The organism is Paenibacillus sp. UMB4589-SE434 (assembly GCF_030226685.1).
Classification (GTDB): Bacteria; Bacillota; Bacilli; order Paenibacillales; family Paenibacillaceae; genus Paenibacillus_B.
In genome coordinates, this window is sequence record NZ_JASOYK010000001.1 from 235,027 (window position 1) to 252,017 (window position 16,991).

At 44.8% G+C, this 16,991-nt stretch carries 17 protein-coding genes and 1 other annotated feature (1 of these 18 running past the window's edge); of the genes, 16 read left to right on the forward strand and 1 reads right to left on the reverse strand.

Going from position 1 to position 16,991, the window contains the following annotated elements; all coding sequences use genetic code 11:
* The first annotated feature begins 23 nt into the window (after positions 1–23).
* From QP775_RS01070 to QP775_RS01145, 16 genes are all read left to right on the forward strand, one after another.
* The gene (locus QP775_RS01070; RefSeq protein WP_285102912.1) at positions 24–1,265 is read left to right on the forward strand and encodes a bifunctional 3,4-dihydroxy-2-butanone-4-phosphate synthase/GTP cyclohydrolase II; all 1,242 of its coding nucleotides are present in this window, start codon (positions 24–26) and stop codon (positions 1,263–1,265) included.
* Positions 1,266–1,312: 47 nt separating this feature from the next.
* The gene (gene ribH / locus QP775_RS01075) at positions 1,313–1,780 is read left to right on the forward strand and encodes a 6,7-dimethyl-8-ribityllumazine synthase (RefSeq protein ID WP_239327185.1); all 468 of its coding nucleotides are present in this window, start codon (positions 1,313–1,315) and stop codon (positions 1,778–1,780) included.
* Between the two features lie 67 nt (positions 1,781–1,847).
* Positions 1,848–2,639 (forward strand): segregation and condensation protein A, encoded by a 792-nt coding sequence (locus QP775_RS01080; protein ID WP_239327186.1) that lies wholly within the window; start codon positions 1,848–1,850, stop codon positions 2,637–2,639.
* The gene (gene scpB, locus QP775_RS01085) at positions 2,608–3,216 is read left to right on the forward strand and encodes an SMC-Scp complex subunit ScpB (protein WP_285102918.1); all 609 of its coding nucleotides are present in this window, start codon (positions 2,608–2,610) and stop codon (positions 3,214–3,216) included. Before QP775_RS01080 ends, scpB begins: the two co-directional genes overlap by 32 nt.
* On the forward strand, positions 3,216–3,920 hold the full coding sequence (locus QP775_RS01090) for a metal-dependent hydrolase (RefSeq protein WP_285102920.1): 705 nt from the start codon (positions 3,216–3,218) through the stop codon (positions 3,918–3,920). Before scpB ends, QP775_RS01090 begins: the two co-directional genes overlap by 1 nt.
* A gap of 179 nt (positions 3,921–4,099) precedes the next feature.
* The gene (locus QP775_RS01095) at positions 4,100–4,786 is read left to right on the forward strand and encodes a DUF2953 domain-containing protein (protein WP_285105652.1); all 687 of its coding nucleotides are present in this window, start codon (positions 4,100–4,102) and stop codon (positions 4,784–4,786) included.
* A complete protein-coding gene (ytfJ, locus tag QP775_RS01100) occupies positions 4,756–5,202 on the forward strand; it encodes a GerW family sporulation protein (RefSeq protein ID WP_239327189.1) in 447 nt (148 codons plus the stop codon). Before QP775_RS01095 ends, ytfJ begins: the two co-directional genes overlap by 31 nt.
* 222 nt (positions 5,203–5,424) lie before the next feature.
* Positions 5,425–6,690 carry a D-alanyl-D-alanine carboxypeptidase family protein gene (locus QP775_RS01105; RefSeq protein WP_481857224.1) on the forward strand — a complete coding sequence of 422 codons (1,266 nt, stop codon included), beginning with the start codon at positions 5,425–5,427 and terminating at the stop codon, positions 6,688–6,690.
* A 30-nt stretch (positions 6,691–6,720) separates the two neighbouring features.
* Entirely contained in the window at positions 6,721–7,347 is a 627-nt protein-coding gene (locus QP775_RS01110) for a nucleoside recognition domain-containing protein (RefSeq protein WP_285102923.1), read from the forward strand.
* A gap of 42 nt (positions 7,348–7,389) precedes the next feature.
* A complete protein-coding gene (locus QP775_RS01115) occupies positions 7,390–7,923 on the forward strand; it encodes a spore maturation protein (protein ID WP_239327192.1) in 534 nt (177 codons plus the stop codon).
* A gap of 164 nt (positions 7,924–8,087) precedes the next feature.
* Positions 8,088–8,837 (forward strand): pseudouridine synthase, encoded by a 750-nt coding sequence (locus QP775_RS01120; protein ID WP_285102926.1) that lies wholly within the window; start codon positions 8,088–8,090, stop codon positions 8,835–8,837.
* A 150-nt stretch (positions 8,838–8,987) separates the two neighbouring features.
* A complete protein-coding gene (gene resA, locus QP775_RS01125; protein WP_285102928.1) occupies positions 8,988–9,512 on the forward strand; it encodes a thiol-disulfide oxidoreductase ResA in 525 nt (174 codons plus the stop codon).
* Positions 9,513–9,533: 21 nt separating this feature from the next.
* A complete protein-coding gene (gene resB, locus QP775_RS01130; RefSeq protein WP_285102930.1) occupies positions 9,534–11,207 on the forward strand; it encodes a cytochrome c biogenesis protein ResB in 1,674 nt (557 codons plus the stop codon).
* Positions 11,204–12,457, forward strand: coding sequence for a c-type cytochrome biogenesis protein CcsB (ccsB, locus tag QP775_RS01135; protein WP_285102932.1), 1,254 nt, complete (start codon positions 11,204–11,206; stop codon positions 12,455–12,457). The genes resB and ccsB overlap by 4 nt, the downstream gene beginning before the upstream one ends.
* A gap of 68 nt (positions 12,458–12,525) precedes the next feature.
* Positions 12,526–13,242, forward strand: a complete 717-nt coding sequence (locus QP775_RS01140; protein WP_239327195.1) for a response regulator — start codon at positions 12,526–12,528, stop codon at positions 13,240–13,242.
* Position 13,243: 1 nt separating this feature from the next.
* Complete coding sequence (locus tag QP775_RS01145) at positions 13,244–14,686, forward strand: HAMP domain-containing sensor histidine kinase (RefSeq protein ID WP_285102935.1); 1,443 nt, start codon at positions 13,244–13,246, stop codon at positions 14,684–14,686.
* A 284-nt stretch (positions 14,687–14,970) separates the two neighbouring features.
* On the opposite strand, the gene serA is transcribed toward QP775_RS01145, so the two are convergent.
* Positions 14,971–16,560 carry a phosphoglycerate dehydrogenase gene (gene serA / locus QP775_RS01150; RefSeq protein ID WP_285102937.1) on the reverse strand — a complete coding sequence of 530 codons (1,590 nt, stop codon included), beginning with the start codon at positions 16,558–16,560 and terminating at the stop codon, positions 14,971–14,973.
* Positions 16,561–16,774: 214 nt separating this feature from the next.
* Positions 16,775–16,991, reverse strand: a binding site (T-box leader); it runs 19 nt beyond the window's last position.

The window sequence follows — 16,991 nt, forward strand, 5'->3', positions numbered from 1 at the left end:
ATATAGGAAAGGGGCGGCTACTTATGGACGACCAAGTTCGTTTTGATTCCATTGAAGAAGCGATTAACGATTTAATAGAGGGGAAAGTCATCATTGTGGTGGACGATGAGGATCGGGAGAACGAAGGCGACTTTCTTGCATTAGCAGATAAGGCAACACCAGAAGTGATTAATTTTATGATAACCGAAGGTCGCGGACTAGTATGCGTGCCCATTTCACCTGAACGTGCCGATGAGCTCGAGCTGCCCCCTATGGTCACTCACAATACGGATAATCATGGTACGGCATTTACGGTATCGATTGATCATGTAGATACATCTACAGGAATATCTGCCCATGAGCGGTCCCAGACGATTTTGGCTTTAATTGATCCTGCCGCGAAAGCAGCAGATTTCAGAAGACCAGGTCATATTTTCCCATTGATTTCGAAAAAAGGCGGCGTGCTGAGACGCGCAGGTCATACAGAGGCAGCGGTTGATTTAGCTCGGATGTGTGGATCAGCACCTGCAGGTGTGATCTGTGAAATTATGAAAGAAGACGGATCGATGGCGCGCCTCCCAGATCTGGTGGAATTTAAGAAAGAGCACAATATGAAGCTGATCAGTATCCAAGATCTTATTCAATATCGCAACGAAACAGAAAATCTAGTTAAGCAAGAAGTAGAGGTTAACATGCCTACTGATTTTGGTCAATTCCGCGTAGTCGCTTTTACGAATGAGGTAGACAACAAAGAGCATGTTGCATTGGTAAAAGGAGAGATTGATTCCTCTCAGCCGATACTTGTTCGGGTACATTCGGAATGCTTGACAGGTGATGTGTTCCATTCTCATCGTTGTGATTGCGGACCACAGTTTGAAGCTGCGCTTCGTAATATCGAGCAGGAGGGTACAGGTGTCCTACTCTATATGCGTCAAGAAGGGCGCGGCATTGGTCTAATTAACAAGTTAAAAGCTTATAAGCTGCAAGAGCAAGGCTATGACACCGTCGATGCTAATTTGAAATTGGGATTTCCACCTGATCTGCGTGATTATGGAATAGGTGCACAAATGCTCAAACATCTTGGCGTGAGACAAATCAGGCTTATGACAAACAATCCGCGTAAAATTAAAGGACTGGAAGGTTATGGGCTAAAGATCGTGGAGCGAGTTCCTATTCAGATGGCAGCAAATGAAGACAACACAAAATATTTGCATACGAAGCAAGCTAAACTAGGTCACATGTTGACTTTTGATAACGTGGAGCAAGATGAAAGTGCTAACGTATAGATTTTGATTTTCCCATAATATCGAGCTAATTTTGAGGAGGATATAACATGCCACACATATTCGAAGGACATTTAGTATCAGAAGGATTAAAATATGGAATCGTTGCTGGTCGGTTTAATGAATTTATCGTATCGAAGCTTGTATCAGGTGCGTTGGATGCCTTAAAGCGACATGGAGTTAAAGATGAAGAAATTGACGTCGCTTGGGTGCCTGGTGCATTTGAAATACCATTAATTGCTCAAAAGATGGCTGAAAGTGGGAAATACGATGCTGTCATCACGCTGGGAGCGGTTATCCGAGGTGCGACGCCGCATTTTGACTTCGTATGCAACGAGGCAGCCAAGGGAGTTGCACAGATTGGCTTAAAGACAGGCGTGCCTACTGTGTTTGGTGTGTTAACGACGGATACGATCGAACAGGCCATTGAACGTGCTGGAACAAAAGCAGGAAATAAAGGTTGGGAATCTGCAGCGACCGCAATTGAGATGGCAAACTTGACGAAACAGTTAAAATAGTGCTTAGTTAATGTAGTACCCTTTTTAGGGTGCTACATTTGTTTTTTATTTCAGGAGGTTTTATCGGTTGTCCGTTACATATAAATTACAATCGTTCGAAGGGCCGCTCGACTTGCTGCTCCATTTGATCGATAAAGCTGAGATTAATATTCAGGATATCTCGATTAGTGAGATTACAGATCAATATCTCGAATACTTACACAGCATGCATGAGCTTGAGCTAGAGGTTACGAGCGAGTTCCTTGTCATGGCAGCAACGCTATTATCGATGAAGTCGAAGCAGCTGCTGCCCAAGCCTCCAGTCATGGACTGGGAAGACTTCCCTGAGTATGAGGAAGAAGAATATGATCCGCGTGAAGAGCTTATTCGAAAGCTGATTGAATATCGTAAGTACAAAGGAATTGCAGAACATTTGCGCGAAAAAGAGACGGAGCGGAGTTTAATCTTTTCAAAGGAAGCGGAGGACCTAACACCTTTTCTACCGAGCACTCCAAGCAATCCGGTGGAAGGTTTGCATGTGGACGATTTGATACAGGCCTTTCAGCGTGCGCTTCGTAAGGCGGTCAGAAGAACGCAAGTCGCTACTATTCATCGTGATGAGATATCGGTTAAAGATCGCATAAGGGACATCGTTACGATTTTAAAGCCTTCGGGTAAAGGCTCTAAAGTAATGTTTTCCAATTTATTGCATCAGGAGATGTCGCGGCATGAAATTGTAGTGACTTTTTTAGCTCTGTTGGAATTGATGAAGCTGAAACAAATTCGTTGTTACCAAGATCAATTATTTGAAGACATTGTGATTCAATGGCACGGGGAGTTGGAGTCGGATGGAATTTCAGACGTTGAAGTCGATTATTGAGGGCTTGCTATTTATGGTTGGTGAGGAAGGGCTAAGTTTAAAGCACTTGGCCGAAATTACCGAAATTCGCGCAGAAGTGGTTGAAGAGGCGTTGCATGATTTGAAAGGGGATCTGGAGCGTGCCAAGCGCGGGATTCAAGTGGTGGAAATCGCTGGTATGTTCCATTTTACGACTTTGCCTGAGCATGTCCCTTACTTTGAACGAATGGCCTATTCACCGTCTCGCTCGTCGTTGTCACAAGCTGCTCTTGAGACGCTGTCCATTGTGGCCTACCGTCAACCGATTACACGCGTAGAAATTGAAGAAGTGCGGGGTGTAAAATCAGATCGTGCCATTCAAACATTAGTGAATAAGGATCTAATCGAAGAGGTAGGTCGTGCTGAAGCTATAGGGCGGCCGATTCTATATGGAACTACAAAATCTTTCCTTGATTATTTTGGATTGTCTAACTTATCCGAGCTGCCGGAGGCATCTGAATTTGAACGAACGGAAGGTTTGGAGGAGGAAACCCAACTGCTGTTCGAGAAGTTAGAAGGCAGGCAGTTAACAATTGAAGATGTAGGAGGCGAAAAATAATGCGGTGTACATTCCACGGACATGCTTGTTTGGAAATTCAAAGCGACAAGCATCGTTTGATCATCGATCCTTTTTTGACGAGCAATCCATCGGCTACCGTTCAGGCAGTCGATATTAAAGTGGACACTATCCTGCTCACGCACGGACATGGCGATCATATTGAGGATGCCGCAGCAATTGCTAACCATAATGAAGCAACCGTTGTGGCAATTGTGGAATTAGCTGACTTTATGTCTAAGCAGGGTGTTCATTCGACCATCGGAATGAATCTTGGTGGTGGAGCAGAGTTGTCATTTGGCCATATCAAATGGGTTCCCGCGCTGCATAGCTCTTCTTACTCGGTTGATGGTCAAAATGTGTACATGGGCAATCCTGCTGGCATTGTACTGCAGATAGATGGGATGACTATATACCATGCAGGTGATACTGCCTTGTTTAGTGATATGAAGTTAATCGGTGAGCGATACAAGCCGGATATTGCATTTCTCCCAATCGGCAGCTTCTTTACGATGGACCCAATAGATGCGCTGCAAGCGGCTAAATGGGTACAGGCTAAGCATGTGGTACCCGTACATTACAATACGTTTCCACCTATTCAACAAGATGGTCGTGCTTTTGTGGAACAACTGGCTCATTCCTGTATTCAGGGCCACTACATGGCGCCTGGACAGACGTTAAATACGGCAGATTGGTCTGTGGAATAATTATGCCACATTAATGCACTTTATGACTTCATATAGATTTATTATTCCCAATGTATTTGGGGCTCTTAGGCCCTTTTTGCATTGGGTTTTTTGTGCTGTCAGGACACCATTGACGAATGTTGTACGCGATGGAAGGTCATAATACGGTTAGCATGGAAAAGGAAGGTGTTTTCGTGAATATGTGGGTGTTGATCTTGTTATTGTTTGTGTTCGTCCTTGCTTTGCTCGTGATAAGTATTTTGATGTCTAATATAGAAATTAAATTACTAATACATAAATCGGGTCGTTACGAGCGAATATGGATAGGCGTTCGGGTGTGGCATGGCATTATACGTTGGCGTTATGAGATTAAGTCCATCCAATTCAAAGGGATGGAGGAGGGATTTAATTTAGGCGTTCAGCATAAAGATAACTTTGGAACAGGTCATGCTGGCAGTTATCAGGATAATGTCAACAAACAGAAAATAAGACGAGCCGTAGATTGGGTGGAATTGTGGAAGAAGCATATTTACGGAATTTGGCAGTGGCTTAAAGAAACATTTTTCAAAATAAAGGTGACGCAGTTTATATGGGATACTGAGGTGGGAGCGGGACGGGCACCCGATACAGCCATTTTGTCTGGACTGACGTGGAGTGCGACCACAATGATTACGGGGATCATGACACGATATTTTCGATTTACGGACATGCCGCGATTAGAAGTGGTCCCGCATTTTAATATCCCTTATTTTTCCACTAGAGTCGTTTGTATAAGCCGTATTCGTGTGTCACAAGCTATAGGAGCAGTTCTTGTGCTTATATACCGCATGATGCGGGTAGAAGGAGGATTAAGGCCATGGCGGATCATCCAATCGAAGGCCTCATGAGGGCCGCTCTTGAAAATATAAAGGCTATGGTTGATGTTAATGCAATCGTTGGCGATCCCGTGCAGACACCAGACGGAAGCGTTATTCTACCAATAAGCCGTGTTGGAATAGGTTTCGCTGCTGGAGGTAGCGACTTCCGCGTGGAAAGTAAAGGGGATCATCGTGGTGAACATGCAGGCAACCAGAACCATACGAAGCCGTTTGGCGGTGGAAGTGGGGGCGGTGTGTACATTAATCCAATCGCTTTTTTAGTTGTAGGGAAGCACGGCGTACAAGTCGTATCTGTGGACAATCAGACGCATCTGCTAGAAAAATTAATTGACTCTGCACCACATGTCATTGATCGCATTGAAGCCATGTTTAAGCGTCAAAGTAAACAAGAGAAACCCGTATCGGATGATATCATCATTCCATGACGAATTAACAAGTTTAGCGTCAATTGCTGCACACACGCCGCACATGTCCGTTGCATTCAAGCGGGATGCCGCGCAGTGCGAATTGGCGCTTTTTGCCGATTGCTTGACGGAGAATCTGCGTTCAGTTAGAAGTATCACTTAACTGTTGGACATACCTGCCAGTTTGTCTGCATACATATGGAGTAACTTCGTATGGTTGTCTGGAAGATGAAGGAGGATTATATGTTGCGAAGAAATTACAAATGGAACAGTATTCTGCTTAGCTTAACTTTACTAAGCTTGACGATATGCCCTCTGTATATGGGTGAAAAAGTGTATGCAAACTCCTATACGTTAAGTGCTTTGCAGGAGCAGCAAGAGAAGCAGGAGAAGAACCCAGTAGCCAAGCCGGACACAAATGCGCGAGCTGCTGCTCTCATTGACGTAACTACAGGACGAATTCTCCATAGTGAAAACGGTGATATAGAGCTGCCAATGGCTAGTACGACGAAGGTAATGACGGCTATCATAGCGATTGAAGCAGGCAAACTGCAGGCTAAAGTGAAGACGAGCAAACAAGCATATGCTAAAGAGGGATCATCTATATATTTGCGACTAGGTGAGGAAATGTCACTTCATCACATGCTTTACGGATTAATGCTGAGATCTGGCAACGATGCGGCTACAGCAATTGCTGAGCACGTAGGGGGATCAGAGGAAGGTTTTGTTTATTTAATGAATCAAAAGGCAGAGGAATTAGGATTGGAACACACACAATTTCGTAATCCCCATGGTCTGGACGAGCCTGGTCACTACACGACTGCTAATGATTTGGCACGACTGAGCGCGTATGCACTACAAAACGCTACGTTTCGTGAAATCGTGAAGACCAAAGTGAAAGTCGCTCCTAATCCTAATGATCAATGGGATTACAAATGGGCTAACAAAAATAAAATGCTCCGATTGTATGAAGGTGCGGACGGAGTGAAGACAGGCTACACGAAAAAGGCTTTACGCTGCCTCGTAAGTTCTGCAACACGCAATGGCCAGCAGTTGGCTGCCGTGACGTTAAATGATGGATCAGATTGGGTGGATCACGAAAAGATGTTAGATTACGGATTTGCCACCTACCCGTTATATACAGTAGTAGATAAAGGTCAGAAAGTGAAAGGATATCCGCTGCAGACGGTTCGGGACTGGAGGTATCCTTTGTCGGATCAAGAGCGCGCACAGACAACGTTTAAAGTTGACTTGCATAAGCAGCACAGTCTCGATTATCAGCTAGGGTACCGGGGACATTTGAAAGTGTTTTTAGAAAATACAGAAGTAGGCAATGTACCGCTTGTAGACACGAAAAATCCATCACAATCGAGCAATCAGCCAAGTGAGGCGGAGCAAGTGACATCTATAGAACGTTCAAATCAACTGTCTCAAGATGCAGCTGAAATGCAAGGCTGGCTGCAGCAATTTCAAACTGTGGTCGTTGAATTGTTTCGACTGGGAGCATAGATTGAGGAGTTGCTGGGGGAGGAGATATTGATGATCAACGTAATCTGGATCTTTATGCTAGTAGTAGGCTTTGTAGCAGCGGCAGCGCAAGGGCGTGTTGAAGTCGTAACCGAAGCGGTATTTGATGGTGCAAAAACAGGGGTTAGCGTTAGTTTTGGCTTAATTAGCATTATGGTATTTTGGCTGGGAATGATGCGAATAGCTGAGGATGCAGGACTGCTGCAAAGACTGGCGAAGTTACTCGGCCCCATTGTGCGATATTTGTTTCCTGATGTACCCCGCAATCATCCGGCATTGGGTTTTATTATGTCAAACATGAGTGCTAATTTGCTGGGCCTTGGCAATGCAGCGACACCGATGGGCATTCGTGCTATGCAGGAGCTTCAAAAGATTAATCCGGATAAGTCTGTTGCCTCTCCTGCCATGTGCACGCTGCTAGCCATAAATACGTCCAGTATAACGTTAATACCGACAACATTGATTGCCATCAGAATGAATTTTGGTTCTGCTCATCCAGCCGAGATTGTTGGAACGACGTTAATTGCTACGATTATTGCAACGATAGCTGCTATTTTGGCGGATCGCTGGTACAGAAGCAGGCATAAACCGCCAATCATACCTTCACTACCTCAGCAAGATCAGGCAGCGGTTGGTTAGGACATAAGAGCGCCGACGATTTTCAAGAGAGGGAGGATATCCGTGTACGCGTTAATTTCTACGATATCGACGTGGGCGATACCTGCTATCATTGTATTTATTCCTTTATATGCTTACTTTCGAAGAGTTCCGGTATATGAGTCGTTTGTAGAAGGGGCAAAAGACGGGTTCCAGACCTCCATTAATATTATTCCTACTCTCGTTGGCATGATGGTTGCCATCAGTGTATTTCGGGCATCCGGTGCGATGGATTGGATCGTAGGCTTGATGAGACCGCTGCTTGATATGTTTGGGGTTCCTGGAGAAGTCATGCCGCTTGCATTCCTGCGTCCGATCACAGGTGCTGGCTCGCTAGCTTTTACAACGGATCTAATTAAGACATTCGGTGCTGACTCCTTAATTGGTCGCATTGCCTCCACGATACAAGGGAGTACAGATACCACGTTATATGTCTTAACCGTTTATTTTGGTGCCGTAGGCATACGCAAAGGGAGATACGCTTTAAAAGTAGGACTGTTTTCGGATATGGTTGGTTTTGTGGCAGCGATAGTGATATGTATGATTATATTTACATAAAATATAAAGAAGATTGTTTACGCACTTATAAGGTATTTTAGATCGGGCAGACTCCTAGTAAAGCAGGAGTTTGCCCTTTGTTTTGCATTTCGACAAGTTTTTGAACGATTAACTTGTGGTATCGTTCACAAACGGATATCATAGTTGTGAGGTGAATGACACAAATGGAAGAACGTCTACAGAAAATTATGGCAAACGCGGGTGTTGCGTCACGCCGCAAGTGTGAACAATATATTCTTGAAGGAAAGGTGCAGGTTAACGGCGAAACGGTAGAAACGCTTGGTATTAAAGCGAATCCTCGAAAGGATATCATTACCGTTAATGGACGTCCGATCAACAAATTGGCGCAGGCGGACAAAATCGTCGTTGCTCTTCATAAACCTAAGGGAGTTATTACGAGTATGTCAGACCCCGAAGGTCGCAAGACAGTAAAAGACTTTATTAAAGGCATCAAAACTCGTGTGTATCCGATTGGTCGGCTTGATTATGACACAGAGGGATTGCTGCTGTTTACCAATGACGGCGAGCTAGCTAACCGCTTGACGCACCCTCGTCATCACGTGGGCAAGATCTATTGGGCAACGGTCAAAGGTGTTCCCCATGGCGATGCACTTGAGAAGCTTAAACACGGCATTATGCTGGAAGATGGCATGACTCAGCCTGCGGAATTGGAATACCACGATGTAGATATAGAGAAGAATGAAGCCACGATCAGTATCATTATCTATGAAGGACGCAACCGACAGGTCCGCCGAATGTTTGAAGCAATCGGCCATAAAGTTATTCGATTAAGACGGGTTCAGTTTGGGAATATAACGCTGCATGGTTTAGCTCGTGGTAAACATCGCCTGCTGACGAAATCTGAAATAAATGAACTGAAACAGTCGATTAAGACAATATCTGGAGATAAATAGGAAGTTTCGTACAATCTATGACACATAATTTTCATATTGAGGAAGAAATGGCTGACTTGAATTGGATTATAATGGACGTTAATGGTGTAATCAAATTGTTGCAAGTTAACCGCCTAGATGTGAAAAAAGTCATAGAAAGGACGATGTGCTATGGGAAAAAGGAACAAAGTCGTCCAAATCGTCATTCTCGCATTTATACTTGTGCTTGGCGGTTCAGCGATCGGCTCTGCTTTATTCAAGTCTGAAGAAGTTCCTGTAGTTGGAAGTACTGTTCCCGATATTAAGCTTCAGCAGTTAAATGGTGAGGTACGCACCTTGTCGGACCTCAAAGGTAAAGCCGTTGTGCTGAACTTTTGGGGCTCTTGGTGCGAGCCGTGTAAGCGCGAGATGCCAGCTTTGCAGAGTGCTTATGACCAGTGGAAGAACAAAGGTGTAGAAATTATCGGTGTTAACTATGGAGAAGATTCGTTGGTCGTTAACAACTATGCCAGTCAAATGGGGGTTCATTTTCCGATGTGGCTGGACCGTAAGAAGACCGCCTCCAAAGCCTTTGGTATTCGCCCGCTGCCTACCACGTTTTTTGTGAATCCGGATGGTAAAGTTCATGCGATCAAGCTTGGTGAGGTAACCGCTAATGAGTTGGATACTTACATTAAGCAGATGATCGGATCTTAAGTTGCCAGGGAGGAGCGAATTGTGGTTCTTACATCATTTCAAAATACAAAATGTGAATGCGGCCATCAAAATGCGGTTGGTACTGTATTGTGTGAAGCGTGTGGCAAGCCATTGTATGACGATGACGCAAATAATTCGATACTGGAGATGAGGTATGACGGTGTAGCGAGAAAGTCGCAAAAAGCCAGTCCCGGCCTCATCGATTCAGTGTGGAATTTTTTCTCGTCTGTCAAGATTGCTGTTATATTGATTGTGATTACATTAGTTGGATCTTCGCTTGGGACAATTTATCCTCAAGAAAGCCAATTTGTCAATGTGGATGCTTCACAATATTACAAAACAACATACGGTACACTGGGTCATATTTACTATTTGTTAGGTTTGTCGCATACATACGAGTCATGGTGGTTTATTACATTGTTAGTAATGATTGGTTCCTCGCTAGTCATATGCAGTCTTGACAGGGTGCTTCCGCTTTATCGTGCTTTGCACAAGCAGAAAGTCAGGAAGCATGATCAATTTTTGAAACGTCAGCGTATCGTATATGAACACGAGTTAACCATAGATACAAAGCAATGGCTGCATGACACAGAGCAAGCTCTGCGCAAGAAGAGATACCGCATAACCAAAAATGATGGCGCTTTAATGGCTGAGAAAAATCGTTTTAGCCGATGGGGACCTTATATTAACCATATTGGTCTGATTATATTTTTGTTGGCGGTGCTTGCTCGGAGTATTCCTGGGTGGCATATGGAATATTATGCAGCTTTTCCGCAAGGAGAGCCGCGACCGATTCCGGACACACCTTATTATTTGCAAAATGATCAGTTTACAGTGGAATATTACAGCGATAAGGAAATGCCTGAGCAGTTTGTGAAAGAAGGCAGAGTGATGCCGAAGCTGTTTGAGACTAAGGCAACATTGTTTCGCTGCGTGAGCAATTGTGACGACCCTGTACTAGAACCGAAGCTGGAGCAAGTGACTAAATACGATATTCGCGTCAATGACCCACTTGAATATGACGGCATATTGGCGTATCAGTACGACTTCGACCTGACTCCTAAGCTGATTTCCGTCAAGCCAATGCTGAAAGACCAGAAGACCGGAGAAAATTTCGGTTCTTTTGATGTAAAGATGTCCAATACCGACACTCAGTATACAGTTGGTCCTTATACACTGGAATTGAGAGAAAAGTATTTGGATTTTGCGCTTGATGAGAAAGGGACACCGATGACGAAGACTCAAGAACCGAATGCTCCTGCCTTTGTATTTGTCATCAAGGGTCCCAATCTTCCGGAAAGCGGCGAACCGTATATGTACTTCCCGCTGCAGAAAGACAAAGTTCGCTTTCAGGAAGAGGCCATTAACCGCGACATCATGAAGAAGCTTCGTATTGAAGTAGCATCTATGAATGATGTATCCATCTCTGAATCGACCAGTTACTTGAATATTCGTAAAGATACAGCAATGCCGTTTGTCTGGATAGGAGCAACGATCAGCATGATAGGTCTTGTTATGGGCTTCTATTGGCAGCATCGTCGTATTTGGATCAGATTAGAAGATCAGCAGCTGCTCCTTGGAGCGCATACGAATAAGAACTGGTTTGGATTGCGTAATGAAGTAGCTCGGGTTTTGCAGGCTACACAATTGGAAGTGGACGCTAAGGCTATTGACCGTGGGGGGAATAAGGCGTGAAGTTGTTATTGGAAATTAGTCAGGACGCTTATCTAATCGCATTCTTCTTATTCTGTATTGCTTTTATTATGTTTGTATTTGCTATGGCTGGGAACAAGAAGAAATCGAATCCCGCAGTACATGAGCGCAGATGGGGAACGATCTCATTTGTTATTACACTGATTGGACTTGTAGCACAGATCGTATACTTCATAACACGCTGGATTGGCGGAGGACATATTCCGGTAAGTAATATGTACGAGTTTATGTCATTCCTGTCGATGATGATCATTGGTGCGTTTATTGTGATGTACCTTATTTACCGTTCACCTGTTCTAGGGGTATTTGCGGTTCCGCTTGCCTTTATTATTATGGCGTACGCTTCCGTATTTCCGAGTGAAGTACAGCCGTTAATTCCACAACTGGATTCGGTATGGCTCAAAATTCATGTAACGATGGTTGCGCTTGGATACGCTTTTTTTGGGATCGGATTTATTGCCGGCTTAATGCATTTGATCCGCTGCGTGAACTGGGCACCAGATGCACCTAAACGGCCGCAGGTGTGGCTGGAAATGATTATGGTGCTAATCGTTGTCATTATCGGCTTTACAGCAGTAGTATTCAGTTATCGTGGCGCTGGTTATGAAGTGACTATCAATCAACGTGTCGAAGAAGTTGACAAGCAGGGCCAAATTAATAGTAAAATAGAATCAACTGTGTATACAATGCCGCCGCTTATTGCACCACTGAACAGTGAACCAGCAGATATTAAGCCGCTGCTTGGCATCCCGCTGCCGTTAATGGAAGCGCCAGACTGGATGAAAGGTGTGCAAGCTGCCCGTAAGTTAAACACGACTGTCTGGTCTCTTATAGGCGGATTGCTGTTATACGGGATTATACGACTCCTTATTCGTAAGCCAATAGCAGAGAGAATTCAGCCGCTGCTGCGAGGGATGGACCCTGATGATCTTGATGAGATCAGCTATCGATCCAATGCGATTGGTTTTCCAATATTTACACTCGGCGGACTTGTATTTGCGATGATTTGGGCTCAGATTGCCTGGTCCCGATTCTGGGCTTGGGACCCGAAGGAAGTGTGGGCGCTGATTACTTGGTTATGTTATAGTGCTTATTTGCACCTTCGCTTATCTCGCGGTTTCCAAGGCACGAGGTCCTCGTGGTTGTCTGTTATTGGATTTATCATTGTGATGTTTACGCTGTTAGGGGTTAATCTTATTATTTCTGGTTTGCATTCTTATGCAGGTGTATAGAGTGACCTGACTTATACTTAGAAAATACAACAATACACATGTTTTCGATCTGGAAAGGGGAATCGCGCATGTCCGAACAAGTGAACCGCATCCTTGTGGTGGATGATGAGGAACGGATACGGCGTTTGCTAAAAATGTATCTGGAAAAAGAAGGGTTCGATATCGATGAGGCCGAAGATGGTGAGGAAGCGCTGCGTAAAGCAATCGGCGACGATTACGACCTGATACTTCTTGACTTGATGCTGCCTGGTATTGACGGGATGGAAGTATGCACCCGGCTGCGCCAGGTTAAGGCAACGCCAATCATCATGTTGACAGCCAAAGGGGAAGAGATGAACCGGGTTCAAGGATTTGAAGTCGGGGCAGATGACTATGTGGTGAAGCCATTTAGTCCTCGCGAGGTCATTTATCGTGTGAAAGCGGTTCTGCGTCGTTCATCAGCGACGGCTTTCTTGACCAATGATCCGAAGACAAGCAACAACATTGTGTTCCCGCATCTTATTATCGAGCACGATGCTCATCGGGTGTCTGCCGGAGGCCAAGAGATTAGCCTGACACCGAAGGAGTACGAATTGTTGCATTATCTTGCTGTGTCGCCTGATAAAGTCTTCTCGCGTGAGGAGCTGCTTAAAGACGTATGGAATTATGAATTTTTCGGTGACCTCCGTACAGTGGATACCCATGTGAAGCGCTTGCGTGAGAAACTGAACAAAGTATCCCCAGAAGCAGCTTCCATGATTACAACCGTCTGGGGTGTTGGCTACAAATTAGAGGTGCCTAAATAACGTGAAATTTTGGCGCAGTGTTGTTGGAAAGTTGTGGATGACCATCATTGGTCTTGTCGCGTGTATACTGCTTATTTTAGGTTTTTATTTACTGCCGTATATTGACAGTAATTTTACGCATCCGAATGATATTAAGCAGCTATTTGTCTATACGGGCATTATCGGATTTTCGTTAACGACGTTTTTTGCTTTTTTTCTGTTTACGAAAATTACACAACCGCTTCGACAATTGAAGCAAGCTGCGGATACGATCCGTCAAGGCAAGTATTCTTCACGGGTAACGATACGTTCCTCGGATGAGCTCGGCGAGTTGTCCAGCACATTTAATCATATGGCCGAGGAACTTAATTTTTTGATTCAGGATTTGCATCAGGAGAAAGAGCATCTGTTCAGTATTTTAAGAAGTATGACAGATGCTGTCATTACCTTTGATGCAGATGGGAATGTCCTGCTAGCCAATCCGCATGGTCAGGCGAACTTATCAACATGGAACGCAATCGAATGGGATGACTTTGAGGATGATCAGACTGCTTCGGCCGTACCAGGCCCGCTACGCAGGCTCTACCTTAAAGTATTATCCGAAGCAGTTGAAGTAACGGAGCGGGTACATGTCCAGAAGGAAGTCTGGTCTGTCGTGATGGGTCCGTTATACAATGCGAACCGTGTTCGTGGTGTTGTGGCGGTGCTGCGTAATGTGACTGAAGAGGTTCGCTTAGAGAAGCTGCGCAAAGATTTTGTAGCGAATGTGTCTCATGAGATCCGCACGCCGCTCTCTATGCTTCAAGGTTACAGCGAGGCATTGATGGATGATATTGCAGCGACACCGGAAGAACGTCAAGAATTGGTGCAGGTTATCCATGATGAGTCCTTACGAATGGGCAGATTGGTGAAAGATTTGCTTGACCTGGCCCGGATGGAAGCTGGACATATTCATTTGCATTGGGCTGAAGTGGATACAAACGAGCTGGTCCAGCGTGTTGTACGTAAATACGCGGTTATTGCCAAGGAACGTGGAATACCGATATCCGCTTTATGCGAAGCTGAACCTTCCTTTTTGCCTTCAGCAGATGAAGATCGGTTGGAGCAGGTACTCACGAACTTACTGGACAATGCGTTAAGGCACTCACAAGCGGATCAGGCTATTGTGATCCGGACAGTCCGGCTAAGCGAAGGCAAAGAAGAGCGACTTTGGATTCATGTGGAGGATCACGGTCAAGGTATACCACATGAAGATATACCGTACGTATTCGAACGATTTTATAAGGCTGATAAGGCAAGAACGAGGGCAGGGACAACGGGCACTGGTCTCGGCTTAGCTATTGTCAAAAATATCGTTGAAGCTCATGAAGGCACCATTCAGGTGAGTAGTTCATTTGGCTATGGAACGACCTTCTCAATTGGAATACCGGTTAGGCAGAGACCTATGCTGTTGGAACGCGATTAATGGTATTCATCATAATAGTGGCTGGCTGGAAAACGGATTATTCGTTTTCCAGCCAGCCATTTTGTTGTATGGAACGATACAAGGCAACAGGTTACAGAAGATTACGACATAATTATCAGCGCAAGCCATAAAGTGTGGAGGTCTGCGCAAAAGGACTTGTCTTCTGTCGAGGGTTAGATAGTCGGATCAGGTTGAGACGCAAAATGACGTCTGCCGTTGGCAGACGTCATAATATAAGTATAAATCTTGTTGTTCGTGAAACAATTGAGGTTTAGATATCTAAGCTACACAAAAAGTATTTCTTTTGCTTTGTTTATGTCAGCTATGCCTTTTAATTTCGCCATTACATCTTTAGGAACAACACGATCCACGGCCAGTACCATAATCGCCGAGCCGCCGACGATCTTGCGTCCAACCTGCATCGTAGCGATATTAATATCGTTTGTACCGAGCAAAGTTCCTACATAACCAATCATGCCTGGCTTGTCGTTATGTTTGATCAACAGCAGATGTCCTTCTGGCGCAACATCTACTGGGTATTTATCAATCTGAACGATCCGCTCGCCATAACCATTAAGCAGTGTTCCAGCTACAAGGCGTTCTTCCTCATTCGTACGAAGAGTAACGGTAAGCAGATTCGTAAATCCTTTTGCCACATGTGATTTCTGAACAATAATGTTAATATCGCGGACTTTAGCAAGATGCATCGAGTTAACGATATTAACTTCAGAACCAAGATGCTGCTGCAGCACGCCTTTTACAATATATCGTGTCAGAGGCTGTGTATCGACTTCGGCCAAGTCACCTGAGTAATTGACGACAATTTCCAGAAGGGCTCCCTTTGACATTTGAGCTGCAAATTGACCGAGTTTTAAACCGAGATTAAAATAAGGCTGAATTTTGTTCATGACTGTAGCAGGAACGGGCGGCATATTAACCGCATTCTTAAACGGTTGATCACGTAAAATATGCAGGACCTGCTCCGACACGTCAATGGCTACGTTTTCTTGTGCTTCAACAGTAGAAGCACCAAGGTGAGGTGTTACAACCACTTTCGGATGACTTAGGAATGGATGATCTGGTGCTGGTGGCTCTACCTCAAAGACGTCAAATGCCGCCCCAGCTACAATGCCCTCATCAATAGCTTCAACTAGTGCAAGCTCATCTATAATGCCGCCGCGTGCGCAGTTAATAATCCGCATCCCACGTTTCATAACCTCGAATTGCGGACGTGCAATCATGTGCTTGGTCTCAGGCGTGAGCGGTGTATGAACGGTAATAAAATCAGCTTGGCGAATAATCTCGTCGACGCTGCCGAGCTTTACGCCAAGCTTCTCAGCACGTTCGTCTGTCATAAAAGGATCATAACCTATGATTTCCATACCGAATGCTTTAGCTCGTTTAGCGACCTCGCTGCCGATTCTACCCATACCTAGTACCCCAAGCGTCTTATTGCGTAATTCTACACCTAAGAAACTTTTGCGGTCCCAGACTCCGTTGATTGTCTTGACGTAGGCTTGAGGGATATGTCGAGAGAGGGCCATCATCATCGCAAATGCATGCTCACATGTTGTGATCGTATTGCCGTCTGGGGCATTAATGACAATAATTCCGCGCTGTGTTGCCGCCTCCAGATTAATGTTATCTACACCAACGCCTGCACGACCAATGACTTTCAGTTTTTTTCCGGCTTCCATTATCCGCGGAGTTACTTTTGTTTGGCTGCGAACGAGCAGCGCATCGTAGTCGCCGATGATGTTAACCAGTTCATCCTCAGTCAAGCCGGGATTCTTGTCAACCTTGACGTCTGGTGCATCCATGAGCAGCTGAATCCCGAAATCGCTAATTGGGTCCGACACTAATACTTTAAACATGTGAATTCCTCCCTCAATCTCCATTAATAATAATGTTGTCTTTTACAGACAGTTAGATCAATCTCATAACGAGATTATTCACAAACAAAAGACCGCGTTAATGCGTTAAAACCAACGTTTGCAGCAGGTTTTGAGAAGACGACAATCGATGCACTTCTCTTGTGTATTCCTAAAATCTAAACAAAAAAACTCCCATCCACATACTACTGCCGTAGTAAGGGACGAGAGTTGGATTCGTGGTACCACCCTAATTCGCTGCGCATTCGCATGAACAGCCTTGTCATCTCCGGGGAGACGATAAACGTTAACGGGTTCTAACCGACTATGCCTACTACTAAGTTTCAGCATAATAACTCAGGAATGCTGGAACATAACTTTTCGCCGCCGATTCGCACCTAACATCGGCTCTCTGAAGACTCCAAGTCTGTTCT